The organism is Faecalibacterium faecis (genome assembly GCF_040096475.1).
In the GTDB taxonomy this organism is placed as follows: domain Bacteria; phylum Bacillota; class Clostridia; order Oscillospirales; family Ruminococcaceae; genus Faecalibacterium; species Faecalibacterium taiwanense.
This window is the reverse complement of record NZ_JBBMEP010000035.1, coordinates 1-16560: the sequence shown is the minus strand read 5'-3', so window position 1 is coordinate 16560 and position 16560 is coordinate 1. Positions and strand designations below refer to the sequence as shown.

The 16560-nt window shown below is 46.1% G+C and carries 14 protein-coding genes and 3 pseudogenes; 5 read left to right on the top strand and 12 right to left on the bottom strand.

Translation table 11 applies throughout. From position 1 onward, the window contains the following. Window positions 1-104: 104 nt before the first annotated feature. From WMO17_RS12735 to WMO17_RS12700, 8 genes and pseudogenes are all read right to left on the bottom strand, one after another. Window positions 105-353 (bottom strand): DUF3781 domain-containing protein, encoded by a 249-nt coding sequence (locus tag WMO17_RS12735; protein ID WP_005921256.1) that lies wholly within the window; start codon window positions 351-353, stop codon window positions 105-107. Between the two features lie 174 nt (window positions 354-527). Then, window positions 528-899, bottom strand: coding sequence for a TnpV protein (locus tag WMO17_RS12730; RefSeq protein ID WP_004612398.1), 372 nt, complete (start codon window positions 897-899; stop codon window positions 528-530). Beyond that, window positions 824-2944: a recombinase family protein gene (locus tag WMO17_RS12725; RefSeq protein ID WP_349138280.1), complete on the bottom strand. Its 2121-nt coding sequence runs from the start codon at window positions 2942-2944 to the stop codon at window positions 824-826. The genes WMO17_RS12730 and WMO17_RS12725 overlap by 76 nt, the downstream gene beginning before the upstream one ends. A 68-nt stretch (window positions 2945-3012) precedes the next feature. Continuing rightward, a pseudogene (locus tag WMO17_RS12720) lies at window positions 3013-6195 on the bottom strand (helicase-like domain-containing protein); the annotation flags it as partial. Window positions 6196-6720: 525 nt separating this feature from the next. Then, window positions 6721-7008, bottom strand: a pseudogene (locus tag WMO17_RS12715) (MutS N-terminal domain-containing protein); the annotation flags it as partial. Window positions 7009-8615: 1607 nt separating this feature from the next. Continuing rightward, complete coding sequence (locus tag WMO17_RS12710) at window positions 8616-8957, bottom strand: TnpV protein (RefSeq protein WP_349138279.1); 342 nt, start codon at window positions 8955-8957, stop codon at window positions 8616-8618. Between the two features lie 877 nt (window positions 8958-9834). Further along, on the bottom strand, window positions 9835-11106 hold the full coding sequence (locus WMO17_RS12705) for a GHKL domain-containing protein (RefSeq protein WP_349138278.1): 1272 nt from the start codon (window positions 11104-11106) through the stop codon (window positions 9835-9837). Further along, window positions 11103-11801: a LytR/AlgR family response regulator transcription factor gene (locus WMO17_RS12700; protein WP_316542056.1), complete on the bottom strand. Its 699-nt coding sequence runs from the start codon at window positions 11799-11801 to the stop codon at window positions 11103-11105. Before WMO17_RS12700 ends, WMO17_RS12705 begins: the two co-directional genes overlap by 4 nt. 179 nt (window positions 11802-11980) lie before the next feature. Between WMO17_RS12700 and WMO17_RS12695 the strand changes: the two genes are divergently transcribed. From WMO17_RS12695 to WMO17_RS12675, 5 genes are all read left to right on the top strand, one after another. Continuing rightward, window positions 11981-12559, top strand: a complete 579-nt coding sequence (locus WMO17_RS12695; RefSeq protein WP_349138277.1) for an accessory gene regulator B family protein — start codon at window positions 11981-11983, stop codon at window positions 12557-12559. Between the two features lie 68 nt (window positions 12560-12627). Continuing rightward, window positions 12628-12762: a cyclic lactone autoinducer peptide gene (locus tag WMO17_RS12690; protein ID WP_165852945.1), complete on the top strand. Its 135-nt coding sequence runs from the start codon at window positions 12628-12630 to the stop codon at window positions 12760-12762. Window positions 12763-12951: 189 nt separating this feature from the next. Next, the gene (locus WMO17_RS12685; RefSeq protein ID WP_349138275.1) at window positions 12952-13773 is read left to right on the top strand and encodes a hypothetical protein; all 822 of its coding nucleotides are present in this window, start codon (window positions 12952-12954) and stop codon (window positions 13771-13773) included. Between the two features lie 31 nt (window positions 13774-13804). Then, window positions 13805-14194 carry a hypothetical protein gene (locus tag WMO17_RS12680; RefSeq protein ID WP_055187026.1) on the top strand — a complete coding sequence of 130 codons (390 nt, stop codon included), beginning with the start codon at window positions 13805-13807 and terminating at the stop codon, window positions 14192-14194. Window positions 14195-14389: 195 nt separating this feature from the next. Next, window positions 14390-14905 (top strand): hypothetical protein, encoded by a 516-nt coding sequence (locus WMO17_RS12675; protein WP_055187025.1) that lies wholly within the window; start codon window positions 14390-14392, stop codon window positions 14903-14905. Between the two features lie 190 nt (window positions 14906-15095). On the opposite strand, the gene WMO17_RS12670 is transcribed toward WMO17_RS12675, so the two are convergent. From WMO17_RS12670 to WMO17_RS12655, 4 genes and pseudogenes are all read right to left on the bottom strand, one after another. Continuing rightward, a complete protein-coding gene (locus WMO17_RS12670) occupies window positions 15096-15452 on the bottom strand; it encodes a hypothetical protein (protein WP_055187024.1) in 357 nt (118 codons plus the stop codon). 158 nt (window positions 15453-15610) lie between these two features. Then, window positions 15611-15871 carry a DUF6061 family protein gene (locus WMO17_RS12665; protein WP_081028504.1) on the bottom strand — a complete coding sequence of 87 codons (261 nt, stop codon included), beginning with the start codon at window positions 15869-15871 and terminating at the stop codon, window positions 15611-15613. Between the two features lie 88 nt (window positions 15872-15959). Beyond that, window positions 15960-16277: pseudogene (locus WMO17_RS12660) on the bottom strand (toprim domain-containing protein); the annotation flags it as partial. A gap of 61 nt (window positions 16278-16338) precedes the next feature. After that, entirely contained in the window at window positions 16339-16515 is a 177-nt protein-coding gene (locus WMO17_RS12655) for a hypothetical protein (RefSeq protein ID WP_349138274.1), read from the bottom strand. Window positions 16516-16560: the final 45 nt, after the last annotated feature.

The window sequence follows — 16560 nt, the reverse complement described above, 5'->3', positions numbered from 1 at the left end:
CTTTATCAGACTTCCTACACTTGAAAAGTGCGAACATAAAAACAGTTTCATCAATATTCTCCTTTATATATAAATTCATATTTCTCAGTTTCAAAAACTTGAAATTACTTAACAATATGTGCTGTAATGATTGTATAGCTATATGAATTGATAGTAATTTTGATATTTTCAACCTCGCAATACCAATTTTTACCCTGTTTGTATATATTGCAATTTTTATCTAATACCTTATTTTTGCAATACTCAACAACATCTGCTGTATCTATTTTTAGGTTTCTTTTAATTCTATCAATTCCCATTTCGGTTGTATGAATTTTATCAATATTATCAAGCAATATCTTTTTATCTTCCATTCTTTCTTTTCCTCAACTTCCGATTTGTCGCTCACAAGCAAAAGTATTGTACCACATCTTTACGAATTTTTCTACCACTTCGATTATACTCACGACTTAATGACTTCTTGAATACTTGCCGAAAAAGAAAAACTGCCATCGGTTTGACAGCAGTTCTTCTTCGGTTGGTATCCGTTAGGAATACACAATATCATTCAATACAATCTCATCGGCACAGGTTCGAATGTTATTCATCAATCCTATCCATCTCATCATATCCGTTGCTTTCAGTTCTTCCGTTACACCCTGCTTCTTTGCCATTTCCTTTATCAGATATTCCGCCATATCACGAGCCGAAGTATCAATTTCGGCAAGGTGTTCATATAACTTTCCGCTTGTCAGCAGATTAAAATATAGCACACGCTTATGTTCCCTCAAATATCGTTGCCGCAATCGACCATATTTTGAAAGGGGAGGACTTTTCTCTACTGTCAGGCAGGGATAATAGTAATCTCCGATGAGTTCGTATCGGATACCTGTTCTTTCGTCTGTAATAAATCTTTGCATAGTTCTTTCTCCTTTTGCTTCTTGTAGTAAAACTCCAAGGTTTTCTTATTGTGATTTACCTTTTTACATTCCTCGGAACAGAATTTCTGCTGACTGTGTGTAGGCCAGTAAGTACTGCCACACACAGCACATACACGCTGACGATAATAATGACTTCCTTTTTCCGCTTCTCTATCGGCTTTTGTCTTATCCTGCCTTGCCTGATAGCAGCAATCCTTTGAACAGAAAATCTGTCGGTTGCTTGTAGGGGTAAACTCTTTCCCACAATGAGGACATACCTTTGTTTTGACGATTTCGCCACCGTTTTCAGCAAGTTTTTTTGCCTTTCGCTTCTCTCGATAGGCTTTTTCACGCTGACGCTGTTTCTCCAATCGCTTCTTTTCTTCCTGTTCTTCCTGCTCTTTTATCTCGGCAAGTTCTTCCTCGGTGTAGGCAATATCGACCTGTCCGACATAATTGAAGTAAATATCAACCTTTTGTGTCTTTGCTTTTCCCACACCCTCGGCTTCATACACCACAATCTTGTCAATGAGTTCGGTAAACATCAAATCAGAAACTTCCGTAGGATTTTTGTACTTGCGTATCAGCGATATAAAATGCTGAATATCCATAGTGCTGTCTTTTTCTTCAGAAAGTTCCTTTTTCATCGTTTCCATTTTCGCTTCCAATTCAGCCTGTTCATCGTCATACTGCTTCATCAGTTGCTTGTATTGTCTTTCGGGTAGCAATCCCGATATAAGATTTTCATACAAGCCACGAATGAGCGTAGAGAGTTCGTCATAGCGTTTCTGACAGCGTTTCAACTCCGATTGATTGTGCTTCGGCTTTTCCTCTTGCTTATCTTTCCAAAGGGATTGCAGTTCCAAAGCAAAGGCTTTTTCATCATTCAGAACAAATCTTGAAAAGCGTTTAACTGCCGATAATATCAAGGCTTCAACATTATCAGCACTAATCGTATGGGAAGTACAGGAATTAACCCTGCTTGCATACCCGCCGCAACGGTAAGAATACTGAACAGAACCGTCTTTCTTGCTATAATGCGTTTGCAAAGTCATTCTCCTGCCACAGTCGGCACAGTACAGATAACCGCTTAATCGGTTGGTATGTGTACCTCTTGCCGCAGCTCTGTTCACTCGTATCTTTCGCTTCTGAACGCTGTCCCAAAGTTCCTGCGATATGATAGGCTCGTGGGTGTTATAAAACACATACTGCTCATCTTCATCGGTAGTCTTTCTCTTATGCAATTTAAAATTGGTGCTGACCGACTTTCTCAAAACAGTATGTCCAAGATATTCCTGCCTGCTTAAAATCGTTCTAATGGCAGATATGCCCCAAATATAAGGGTCTGCAAACTTAATCCCGTTGTACTGTTCTGGGTGATATTCCTTTGCATATGCGGCAGGAATTAAAACCTTTTCTTCGGTCAGTATTTCCGCTATGGCTCGTGGACTTTTGCCCTCATTGGCAAGCAGAAAGATACGCTTTACCACCTCAGAAGCCACAGGGTCAACAACAAGCGTCTGCTTATCGCTCGGCAATCGGTTATATCCATAAGGGATTGAACCGCTACAACGCTTTCCGTCTTTCATTCGGGCATCAAATACAGCCTTGATTTTATTGCTCGTGTCTTTGGCATAAAATTCGTTCATAATATTCAAAAACGGAGCAAAATCATTATCCGAAGCATTGTTGCTGTCAATGCTGTTGTTGATTGCAAGAAAACGGACATCTTTCTGCGGAAACAGAATTTCCGTATAAAATCCGACTTGCAGATAGTTTCGCCCTAATCGGCTCATATCCTTAACAATCAATGTTCCGACATTGCCTGCTTCAACTTCTTTTATCAAAGACTGAAAGCCTGGGCGATTGAAATTTACACCCGAAAAACCATCGTCAGTAAAATGGCGGATATTCTCAAAGCCATTTCTACGGGCATAATCTTCGAGGTATTTTTTCTGATTGGTAATGGAATTACTCTCGCCATTCAGGTCATCATCTCTTGATAATCTCTCATAAAGTGCTGTAATCTTTGAAGTCCTTGACATTCTCTTAACCTCCTTCCTTATGTATTTTCAATTTAGGACAGTTAATTTTATCGTCCTATTAAAGTATAGCCCTCCGGGGAAAGCTCGATTGCCGTAACGGTTTCACCAAAGGACGCCGCCCAATCATCGAAATGGCTTAGCCCCATCTTCTGTAGGGTGTCATACTGGAGATACCGCATAATGGTGTATAGCTCCACCATCGAGTTGCTGACCGGGGTTCCGGTTGCAAAGGTCACGCCCTTGCCGCCTGTCAGCTCATCCAAGTACTGACACTTTGCAAACATATCGCTGGACTTCTGTGCATCGGTCTGCGCGATACCTGCGATATTTCGCATTTTTGTGTAGAGGAACATATTTTTATAGAAATGCGACTCGTCCACAAACAGACGATCCACACCCAGTTCCTCAAATGTAACCACATCATCCTTTCTCGTCTGGTCGTTCAGCTTTTGTAGCTTTGCTTCCAGCGTTTTCTTTGTTTTTTCCATCTGCTTGACCGTAAAACTGCGGCTATCCTCACTCCGGGCATCGGCCAGAGACAGCGTAATATCGTCAATCTGACGCTCGATAATAGCCTTCTGCCGTTCCGGGGAGAGCGGCACACGCTCAAACTGCGAATGACCGATCACGATGGCATCGTAATCGCCGGTTGCAATGCGGGAGCAGAACTGCTTACGATTGCTGGGTTCAAAGTCCTTTTTCGTTGCCACCAGTACATTGGCATTGGGATAGAGTCGTAAGAAGTCTGCGCCCCACTGTTCTGTGAGGTGGTTTGGCACCACATAGAGGTTTTTCTGCGATAAGCCCAACCTGCGGCTTTCCATGCCGGCAGCAATCATCTGGAAGGTCTTGCCTGCACCAACGCAATGCGCCAGCAGCGTATTGTTGCCGTACAGAATGTGCGCTACCGCATTTTTCTGGTGCGGCATCAGAGAGATTTCCGGGGTCATGCCCTCAAAGCGGATGTGACTGCCATCGTACTCACGGGGACGAATCGCATTGAAAATCCGGTTATAGGTCGCACACAAATCCTCGCGGCGGTCTAAATCTTTGAAAATCCACTGCTTAAACGCTTCCCGAATGGATTCCTGCGCTTGCTGTGCAAGCATGGTTTCCTGTTTGTTCAGCACACGGTGGTCGCCGTCCGCATCGTGAATCGTATCGTAGATTTTGGTATCCCGGAGATTCAGCGCATCTTCCAGCAGCTTATAGGCATTGACCCGCATTGTTCCGTAGGTATTGGTAACAAGCGGATTGCCGCGATCCAGCGACTTGCCCGAAATGTTCTATGCACCGGAGATTTCGGAATAGGTTGCCTTAATGTCAATCCCGGCATAGTAGCCTGGTGTCTTGAACACTTCCCGCATAAACTGCGTGATGTACTCCGGCTTTACCCAGTTTGCACCCAGCCGCACTTCGATTTCCGAAGCATCCAGGTCTTTGGGCTGTACCCGTTTCAAGTAATCCACATTGATCTGGTACTCTGCATGGTTCACCGCAAAGGTTTCTGCCGTGGCCAGTTTTTCACGAACATTGCCGGACAGGTATTCATCCGAGGTTTCCCACTGCTGTGTCACAGGATTTCGGAAAATCGCACCTGCCAGTTCATCCGTGATCTCGTGTTCCGGTTTACCGCAAAGCTGCACCATAAACGGCACATCCACCTTTGCTTTTTCTCCAATGGAAAGTGCCAGGGCTTCGCTTGGCGTGTCCACTGAGGTAACAGGCTCCGGCTTACGGATGGTACGTTTGGTGAAAATATCGGCCAGCCGTTTGAGATTCTTCTCCTCATCCAGAATTTCCAGAGATGCCAGCAGACAATAGCTGCTGTCCTGTCGGAACGCCCGCTTGTTGGCCGTGCTGTTGATAAGGCCATACTGCGCCTTAAATGCGGTGTACTGCTGTTTCAGTTCATTCTGCAAAAGCTGAACTTCTGCATCCGAACCATCATGCAGCTGACAATCCAACAGCTTCCGGGTGGTTTCCCGCAGAGCGATCATGCCCAGCACCCGCTCTGCAGTTACGGCAGGCAGTTCTACCTTGTTCATAAAGGAGTTTTCACGGTAGTAAATCTGCCCATCCACGTTCGTAAAGCTGAAATTCTTCACACTTGGGTCTGCTGGAATAGGTTCTTCCTGCACATCCAGTTCATCGTCAGAGATTTCCGGCTCCGTGATGGTAGCCTGGATGTTGCCGACCGCCTCTTTTAGCTGCTCGGCAAGGTCTGCGCCCTCGATGGGCTTGACCGTGGTTTCCTGCTTGCCATACTGCGTGCTTTCCGTGGTGATCTCCCCCAGCACCATCTCAGGATGCTGCGCAAAATACTGGTTGATGGAATATCCTTCCGGCGTTTCACCGAGATCCACCCAGTCAGCCCGTTCCACCGCTGCACGGTCACGCTTCTGCAGGAACAGAATGTCAGCAACCACGCCCGTGTTGGCATTGCGCTGGAACGCATTGTTCGGCAGACGAATCGCGCCTACCAGATCGGCGCGGTTGGCAAGATACTCACGGACAGAGGAATCCTTCTTATCCATCGTACCGCTGGACGTTACCACCGCCACCACGCCTCCCGGACGCACAAGATCAAGGCTCTTGGCGATAAAATAATCGTGGATGAGGAAATTGTGGCGGTCATACCGCTTGTCCGGTACTTTGTAATTGCCGAAAGGTACGTTGCCCACAACACAGTCAAAAAAGCTGTCTGGGAACTGCATCGTTTCAAATCCCTGCACAGCAATTTTATTTTTCTGGTACAACTGCTGTGCAATGCGGCCTGAAATGCTGTCCAGCTCCACACCGTACATCCGAATCTTCTCCATGCTGTCCGGCACCAGACCCATGAAATTGCCGACACCACAGGACGGTTCCAGAACATTACCTTTGGACAATCCCATATTGCCCAGAGCTTCATACATTGCCTTGATGACCGTAGGAGAAGTGTAAAATGCATTCAGCGTACTGGCGCGGGCTTCCTTATACTCATCTGCCGTGAGCAGGGACTGCAGTTCGGCATACTCTTTTGACCATTCCGCGTTGTTTTCATCGAACGCCTGCGGAATGCCGCCCCAGCCCACATACCGGGAAAGCATCTCCTGTTCCTCCGCGGTAGCCTGTCGCTGTTCTGCATCCAGTGTTTGCAGCACCCGAATGGCCTCCACGTTGGCTTTATACTTTGTTTTCGGCCCTCCTGCGCCGAGATCATCGTCCGTAATACGGAAGTTCATAGGCTCCTGTTTGAGCTGTGCAGGATGTTCCGTTTCTGCTCCACTGTCCAGTGGAAGGTTGTGCTGCCGCCTTGCATGGTTGACCTCTGCTGGGGTCATAGGCTGCTGCGTCAGCGGTTCAAGGGCTTCCTCTGCCGCTGCGCGGCTAATGGCATCCGTTCGGTTCTGCACATCTGCGATCAACTGCATTTGTTCCGGCGGAAAGTCGGGATTCAGCAGTTCTTCCAACTCGCCACCCGATTCTGCCACCGAATAGATCACATCCATCTGCTCCGGGGAGAAATCCTCGTAGGCCACACCTGCATTGTGCAGAGCAGTAAAGACCATGGTTTCCACCGCTTCTTTCATCGACACATCTGCCTGTTCGTACAGATGCCGAATGTACTCCAGCGGTTCGGTTCGGAAGATCGGATACCGAGCTTCTTTCGCAAGGGTCATGTCCTGCAAGCTGACCGTTCCCTGTTCAAAGTTGACCGACTCCACACGGAACTCTCTATCGTCCAGTTCAATAATGGTATTGACTGGCAGATATTCCTCTCTGCGGAAATACTTTGTCTGCGCATGGGTTCCATCTTCCTGCTGGCCGGACAGATAGACGCTCTCTCCCTGCTTCCAAAGCTTCATTGCCTGTGAAGCCCACTGTTCACGCGGAAAACCGGATACCTCAACCTTGCCGAGTGCGGTTTCCTTTTCCAACAGCTTGCTGCCAAGAAGTTCTGAAACGCGCTTTGCATCCTCGCCGTAGAACTCAAAGTTGCCGTACTGCTCATAGCCGACCAGAGAATCCGGGTAACGCTCTTTCAGAGCGTTATACTCGTTGGCAGCATCCAGTGGCATGGGCTGCAGCATCTGCTTAGAGGGCTTCACATCCACAAGAGGCGCATCCTTTTGGGGTTCCGCAACCGCTGCGGCGGTTGACTGCTCTTTCGATTGCGGCTCCTGCTCCATGAAGTCAAACATGGAAATCTGCCCCTGTTCAGGAACCGCAATCTCAACAGCCCTTTTCTTTTCCGGGAAAATCGTGTACGTTCCCTCAACATACTGGTGCAGGATAGAGAGGGATTCTGCCTTACGCTCATATTCTTCCGAATCCAGCGGCACGGACAGCAGTGCATTGTCCATCTGCTCCAGCAGTTCCACCGCTTGTTCGAGGTCTGTCAGCTTTGCAGCAAGAGCCTTTCGACCTTCTTCATGGTAAAGGTCTTGCGGATAAGGCCGTTCCACTTCGTTCGGCAGGTGATGATAGAAGCCCATCACCCGCATTGCCATCCGCTCGCACTCATAAGCAGGCATCCGGGAGTAGTCTGCCGGCTTCAAATACTCACTGTCACGGATAAGCTTGTCAATTCGGCCTGCGGCCTGATTCCAGTTCAGATGAACGCTGGCATACGGGTTTCCGTATGAGCCACGCTCCAAAGCAATACCCCTGCCATCGTGATCTTCGTGAGAATCGTCTGCACCGCAGAGTGCATGGCTGCTGCCGCCGATCCCGTAATGCTCTTTCAGGAAGTCAGCCCGTTCTTTTTTGTCCTCATGATTCAGGAAGAACGAATAGATTGCCAGCCGACTGTCCGAATAATCGCTGCCCCGTGTGAAAAAAGCGTTTATTTCATCTTCCGTGATGAACTTCTTATACTCATTCCAGTGAAAGCCATCCCGCGCCGAGTAGTTCTGATAAGGCTTTGCAAACTGCTGGAACAGAGCCGCTACTTTATCCGGCTTATAAAAGTGCATCCGCATCAGGTCTTTATCTTCGGCGTAGGCTTCCCCCAGCGCAGATAATCTGTCGTTTAGGTCAGTCAGAAAATCCGTATCATCCAGCAAGCCTGCCAGCCTGTCTGTCAGTTCCGGGAAACCGCCCCTGAAGATTGCTGTATCCTGAAACACTGCTTCGGCAACACCGTCTGCCAAGTCACGTTCCATATAAGCCAACATCTGCGCGTGTTCCTGTAAGGCGTTCTGCCGTGCAGCATCGAGAACCGCCTGCGGCGCATACTCGCCCTGCCGGAGCAGTTCATGGATACGGTTGCTGACATCCTCCCACGAAAGAAACACATTGACAATCGTGCCGCCCTTAGCCGTGTCACCTGCTGCAATGCGCAACCCCAGATCATCGAACCAGACTGCATACTTTGCGCCGTCAATTTCAAAGCCTTTGCCGCCCGTACTGTATTCGTTTTTCACGAACTTCGTGTATTCTTCCGGGGTTTTCTCGACCATAAAATTGTAGATCAGGCGTAGCTGGCCCTTGCTGCGGTTGCTGCCCGTGCACAGAATTTCATCGACCACTTCGGGATCAAGCGCAATCTCGTCCGCATACCGCGCCCGGATCGGTTCTTCGATGGCACGGATCTGCTGTTCCACGGTCGGCAAATCAGGCAAAGAAAAAGCAGAGGCAATTTCTTCCTCTGCTTCGCTCAAATCCTGTTCCGTTGTCGGTTCAGTTAATTGTACACCAATTCCTTCAAGACGATCTCTTCTGCCATCGCTGTCAGGTTGTTCTGATGTGCCGCCCATGCCAGCGGGTCTTTCTCCTTGCTCGGTGCCGGAAACTTCTCGTTCAGGCTGTCCAGCAGGGTTTCCACCCGGCTCTCCGCTGCTTCCTCGATCTGCGCCAGATGCTGGTTCAGTCTGCCGCTCATCAGCATACTCTGATACCAGTTCTTGTGGTTCTCTTTCAGGTACGTCCTGCGCAGCATCCCGTACTTCCCGATGGTCTGCGGCTCGTCCTTCACGGCCAGATTCGGGAACAGGTAATCTCCCTTGCGATGATACATCAACTCCATTTTCTTGTCCTCCTTTGGTCGTGTTTTCTTTGGTTTCACGCTTTAAAGTGCTAAAGTCCGTATTGGTATTATACAAGCTGTCAACGGATTTTTCAAGCTGCTGCGTGATTTCTTTTTTGTAAATTTTCCGCATCTCTCGGCCAATGTCAAAAAGAACCGCTTCGCACTGTTCGGAAACCGCGTTGCCAAGGAACGACAGCACAGGCAGCTTGTTGAAATCCACGATACGAATAAAATCATCATCGTCCAGCACATCCATAGGCTCCTGCCCGCAACGCCGGGAAAGCGTATAGAAGATACTGTTGGTCATCAATTCCCGGAAGCGGACGCGGATGTTATCTTCGTCCAGTTCTTCCAGAAATGTATCCGCCACCTCATAGGCCAGACCGTCCATCGCTTCATCCAGATTGTCGGCGGTCAGCTGCTGTGCCAGTTCCATCAGGGCGGTGTTCATGCTGTCTGTCAGGGATAAACCATAGGTATCTTCCAGATGGTCTAAGATAGCCTGCTCATGCTCGTGGCTGTCCAGATTCCATAAGAGCGGTGTTCTGCCGCCGCGCACCAGATGGGTGTCAGCAATATCGAACACATACCGCAGCTTGGTACGCGGTCCGGTATCATCCAGAAGCGCGATGCCTTTTGCGCCACGGTTGACCCAGCGGCTCATTTTCTGATTCCAGAGTTCCAGTTCTGCACATGCGGTTGCATCGGGTCGCTGTGCGTGGATCAGGAGTGTATCGGTGAACGAATAGCGATACAGCCGCGCCGCCACATCCAGATAACTCATCCAGTCCTGTGGCGAGTTACTGACATACCCGGCGTTCTGCTGCGCCAATTCTCGAATATAAAGGCTGATCATTTGGCTGTGGAAACATATTTAATTTTCGCAGTTCAGGCGGACTTGGACGGTAAACACACCGTCTTTCTTTTTCGTATAGAAGTTACCATGGTTCTCCTGAACGATACGATTTATATTTTTTAGTCCGTAACCGTGATACTCTCCGATGCGGATGCTGCGAACGGTATCGCTGTATGGATTCTCAAGCCGGTAAAAGAGACTGCGATACTGCTTGCGCAGCTGTAGATGAATGATTCGCTGTTCTGCTGGCAAGTCGCAGCAGGCTTCAATGGCATTGTCAAATGTGTTTCCGATGATGATGCTCAAAGACAACGATGAGATCGTCAGAACTTCAGGAATCGTCACATCCAGTTTGACTTTGATGTTATTCCTTTCCGCAATTCGTAAGTAATAATTCAAAAGAGCATCAACAACAGGATTTCCGACAGCAGAAATATTTGTGGAACGCTCGAAAACATTCGTGGCGGCCTGTGCGATCTTGTGAAGTTCTTCGGTATCACCGTGTTCTGCAACTGCCTGCATCGCCAGAATGTATTTCTTCACATCATGCTGTAGAGAACGGACTTCTTCCTGACGTTCTTTGAGCTGCTGGTAGTATTCCATTTGAAGGTTGTACTGCTGCTCATTGAACTTGACTTTGAATTTTTCTAGCTCATTTTCCCGGAGAGCTTCCACATAGAACACGATCAGGATGTTTATAAGGAGAAGTACAGCCATAAGGCCGACCATATAATCAGGGAAATAATCATCCGCAGCATGATACTGTGCCACATAACAGACCGCGATACTTGCGATTTGAATCGCAATGATCGGCAACATCCATAGGATGCGCAGAGCATTTCCCTTTCGGCTGAAAAAATGTGAAATCAGAACTACGAGTGGAATTTGAATCAGGTTTGAAAAAACAATATAGACCAACCGTGCTGCCCCAGCCTGCATCAGAATGTCGGTATCCGGGATACGCAGACCAATCAGGAGCATTGCAAGCACTTCCACCAAAGCAGCCAGTGTAAAGAAGGCTCCGCTTGCGAAAACCGCCTGCCACGGTCGCACCTCATAGAACAGCAATGCAAGGAGAAATCCGCCAACTAAAAGATAAATCGTGCGCTGCGTTACCCAATCCGGGAATAAACTCAAAGCGCACTGCCCAGCGATCAAGAGTGCAACATATGACGCATAGAACCACCTTGAGACGGGTTCCTTTTTGGGAAACAGCCGACCGATAAAAAGCAGCAACAGGGCAATGTTGGCAAAGCTCCCTGCAAACTCAACGAAATAATAAAGCATCATCTTCCCAAATAAGCGTTGAAGATCTGATTGAACTCCTGACGCTTCCTCCTGCTAATCGGCAGCTGATGTCCGCTGGAAAGAAAAACAGCGGTTCCCGTAGCGTAAACAATGTGTTCCATGTTGACGAGATAACTTTTGTGTGGTGACACAAAGCACCGTTTGGGAAGTTGCTCCAAGGCTTCAGGAATGCTCATTCGCAATGTAAGGTCTTGCTCCTTACAGTGAATCAGAACTTTATGTCCGTGGCTTTCCAGAAAGTAAATGTCCGATGTTTCCAAGGACATGGTAATACCATCGTATTCGATCGTAAAATGTTTGGAGTTCAGTTCCTGAAGGACGGCATCCATTGCCGCAGCGAACAGCGTCTGATCCAAAGGTTTGACAAGGTAGCGGAATGCAATGCCATATCCCTGCACAGCGTACTCATGCCGCTTCGTGACAAATACCACCAAAGGATGCTTCTCCATCTGAATCAAAGACTGCGCCAGCTGAAAACCGTTGGATGGCATCTCGATATCGAGAAGAAGCAGATCAAAGGATTTCTTCTGCATTTGCAATTCGCTCAGAAGTTCGTTTCCATCCATGTAAGTCTCAATGTCAAAGCAGCCTTGCACATCGTACTGCTGGACGCTTTGAACAATGCCATCAAGGTCTGACTTCTCATCATCGCAGACTGCAACGTGGTACTTCAGCATTTCGACAACCTCCACAAAATAATGTCCTGCTACTATTATAGACTGTGCAAAGGCTCCTTACAAGTAGCCTGACCTACCACTTTTGTCACCAGAACGACCAGTTTTGCCAAACCTCTTGATTTTGCTGAAATTTATGATACAGTGAAGCAAAAATCAGAAGATAAGGTGGCGCAACTGCAATGTGGGAACGCACGCTGTCTCAAAAATTAGTCCGTCTTTTCTGCGAGCAAAAAGTGATAGATGAAGCAAAGGCGGATGCGTATGTCTATGGGTACGAGTTGCTCATATCATCTGTTGTGAGCATTCTGCTTGTTATTCTCATCGCTGCTGTGTGTGGTGATGTGCGGTACGCACTTTCATTTTTGATTGGGTTTATCCCACAGCGAATCTACATTGGCGGATATCACGCAACATCGCACACCAGATGCTATTTGGCATTCTCCGGACTGGCACTTATCTGCATTTTGCTAAGTAATGCAATCGCAGCAAATCACCTTTTCCGTATCCTGACAACAGTAGCTCTTTTGGGCATCTCTATCTTTCTCTCACCTATCGAAGCAAAGAATAAGCCTTTAAGTGAAAAGAAGCGGTCAAGTTACAAGATGGTCGCATCTGTTCTTTCGTCAATAGATTTCCTGCTTGCCATTTTTAATGTGCTTCCGGACACCCGCAGTATAACGGTATACTACATTTCAAAATGGGTTTTAGTGATTTTTGCAATCATTCCGTTTTTTCAGAAACAAGCGAAGATATCCTAAGGTACGAGGGCGTTCATGTGTTTTCAGAAGATGAATGCTCTAAAAAATATCAAACGGAGGTAACAGAAATGAAAAAGATTATGTTGCTCTTGAGCAAGGTCACTTGCATTATGGCAATGGCTCTCGCAGTCTTGAGCGTGAACAGCACCTGTGGCTTTACGGCATATCAGCCGGATGTCCCGGAATCGCTTGAGCATGACTGAAATTCATATGAAAGGTAAGATAGCGATACTCTTACGGGATATATTTCTTGATAATTTTCTAAAAGGAACTGTTCGATTATGTTGGAGCTGCTTTCATTCATTATGTTGATTGTTCGTCAGCTTTTCTATATTCTAGGCGTCCTTGCATTTGGAAAATATCTCTTGAAAAAGTGAGAGCATCGATAATCAATGTACTTCGGAGGTGTTTCCGATGCACAGATGAGAGTCCGTTGTTCTATAGGAATGCATGAAAGGAAAAAACAAAATGAAAAAAAAACATATTTGCGTTATATTTCCTGCGTGTTAGCGGTGCTGCTTTGTGTTGCTTCCATTATGCCCATTGCCTTTGCAGATTCAACAAATCATGGCAATAGCGAATCTCTTTTGACAGGATCAAATTATTCTGTTTCGTACTCGATGAATGGAAAAGATGTTGTTGAACAGCTTACAATTCGTGATGGAGGTATCACACGAATTACGCGTACGGTGCATCCTAATGATGTGATGGACATTGTTGTTGTAGGTGCATCTGGTGAATCAACAACATCAACTGCAAGAAGTGACTATAGCTTGTTCTATGAAATTTATCAAGATCAGCAAAATTACAAAAACGGACAGCTGGCACAAATTCCTGCACTCACTGGAAGCGAGGTGACAGGGTCGCAGTTCAAGCACCGCTATGTTGGCACAAGTGCAACCGATACGGTTTATGCTAGTGATTTGCGTAAATGCAAAAAAGCATCTGATGTAGCCAGTATTTTAGCAACTGCATGGGGAAGCACACCAGCAGCAGTTATTTCTTCTACAGCATCGTTTATTTTCGATCAGATGCTTCAGAGTATGTCCTCGGACTGCTATAAAGTGACAATATCTTCTATTACGTATGAAGTCCTATTTTCCTATGACAATAGCTACTATACACATTGCTATCATCAAACTGTCAAGGAATATAAGTCAAATGGCTCTTTGATTCGGTCTAAAACGGATTATTATCAGGCCATTGGTGGCTGATAGTGACTTCAAAGAACAGGGAGAACATGTAATGGGATTCTTTAAGCAAAAAGGGCCACTCCAAAGAGATTTCTGCGAAGTATTGCTATATGTTGTGGCTTTATGGGCATTGAAGCCAGCAAGCCTTCAGGATATCCTGACGGTGAATCAATGCGATGGAATGTGGTTCTTTTCCGCAGCATTTTTTGCCATTGTTTTTGTAGGAATCGTTTCAGATTATCTTCTGATTACAAATCATTTCGTTGCATGGAAAGCAATACACGGCAATGTCAATCAAACAACATTTCAGGAACTTCAGAAATTTGCGCTGTGCGAAAATCAAAAAGTTGCTATTGAGCCAAAGTTGGCAAGTTGTATTTTAGTGGTTTTGGCAGGTTGTTTAACAGCGGCATTCGTATGGTTCACATTTATTTGCCGATGAGCATACACCTGAGTTGAAAATTTGCGGCTTTATAGTGTGATGAGGTGGCTGTTAGTGATATTGCTTTTGATCACGATGATGCCAATATACTAAAATTTTGTAAGAGGTGATTCCAGTGCAGAATTAAGCGAAAAAGAATCCAAATTGTAGCTGGGTGACTTGTAACAGTCAATAAAATATAAGGAGCAAATCGACATGAAAAAGATGACCCGAAATGAATTCCTTAAAATGGCTGGAACGAGTGCTGCGTTGGTTGTTTTCAACACAGTTTTGATGCCTGCTGCTGTTGCAGTTGAACCAGGCGTTGTAGCACTTTCTTCCAAAAAATCTAGTATCGAAATTGATAAAGGAACAACTGTAAACTCTGCAACATTCAAGCTTGTCCCAATTTCTCGCGAAACCTTCTGGGGCGATGCTGGTTCATGTACACTTGATTATCTGTCTGAAGGGTATATCCAATGGACGATTACCGTTCCGGGTGCAGTAATTGTTTCCTTTGAAGGTAACCTGCATTTCAATAAACTTGGTACACCCTTTGGAACCTTTGATCATGCCATTTCTGCATACGGCACAATCGGTACGGAAGATGTAAAATATGGACTCTCTAAAGGAAAATGGGAGGTTGAGTTTACTGGAATTGCTACTGCGGCTAACGGCGATATGTATAGTGTCGTTGATGGCGCAACATTAGCTTTCAGTGTCACCAAATGATTCTGCCATATAATCTACGTATTTGATTTTTACAAAATAGCTTATCACATAGAACAAGCCCCACCTGCAGTAGATTCTTCGATTTGGAATATCTATTGTAGGTGGGGCTTTTAGATAAATTTATTTATTCAAGTTTGCCTTTATGTCTTTAAGGAGTTTTTATAGAGAGATAGCTTAAAAAACGATGATATCACAATTGCTGGATTTCTTGTTCGGCCAACCAAGCGAGTTTATTCCAGTTGTTTACACGACACCGTTTGCCGATAAATTCCAATATTTTTTTGTGAGTTTCTTTTGGCAGAGTATCGCCATTATGACATGCAAGAAATGTAAAAGGTTTAGGGATGTCTTCTTTTTTATCGGCCAATAATAAAATATATCCGATATACTTTCCCTGTTCAGATATCACATAAAATTCAGGTAGACAGTTTTCTTTACTGCTCTGAACAATTTCTTTAAAAATGTCTAATGGTATTTTTTGGGGAACAGCAGAGGCATAGACGTATTGAATGGCATTATCTTCATTTTTCAACCATGTAATCTCCATACTTATCTTCTTTTCCTTTTTGCAAACACAGTTAAAGCATTAAATATATTGTTATTATACCACATTTGTTGTGTGTTGGACTATGATTTGAAATTATTTGGCATTTTAACCAGTTTATCAAATGACTTATTGTGCGAGTAAGAGAATTTTAATCATAATCATTCGCTTGACCAATTTGTAACACAAAATACGTTACAATGATTTTCGGCGGTAGCCATGAAAAAACGATGACACTCAATCCTCCGTGTCAACCCCACTGTAAAGTAGCGGGTTGAGGATGTTCTGAGGCAGTTGGGCATCCTGTTGGCGACGGCAGAGCCATCCGTGAACCGGGCTTCCACTCGGTTGGTGTCTATGTTGTAGCGGAAGGAAAGCAGTTTTTGAGAGTGATTATGGTCGAAATTCTGATTTCGTTTCATTTGAATAGCTCCTTTAATGATTTTGAAATTTGATTTTTGACGAGATGAGGTCTCTTTTTTCTTTCTCTTGAGTCACCTAACCGCACTACCCTGCATCCGTAGCGCAGATCACGCTCTCCACATCCGGGCGGTGCATCAGTTTTTGCAGGATGCCAAACTGCTTTTGGGTGGACGTAGACACCAGATACTGCCACTTTTGCGGCAGAATGGGCAAATCTGCGATACTCCACTTGACGTATTTGGCATCGTAGACATTGGGTGGAGCCAGTTCTACCAAGTGCCCCACGCACCAGCTTACCAGATAGCCGTTGCCCTCCAGATAGCCGTCCTGACGGTTGGTGGCACCGAGGACTTTGGCATAGGACATGGCGACGGACGGTTTCTCCGCCACGATCAATTTTGCGATAAGAATCCCTCCAATCTGTTTCGGATTGCAATATGTAAGGCGGCAAACCGCCGCCTTAAAATCAGATGGGTTCGATATCTTCCTCGCCGGTTTCCTCCGGTTCGTCCTCCACAGGGATTTCAAAGTCGCCCTTGTCCTCAGTGTACGAATGCAGCGGTTGTCCGAAGGCCAAATGGTACAACCCACTGGCACTTGGCTCAATGTCAATGATACGCTGGCCGTTTTTGTTTGCCCCCATTGCGGCAGATCCTGCTTTCTGCCGCAAATTGCATCAGATCCCGCC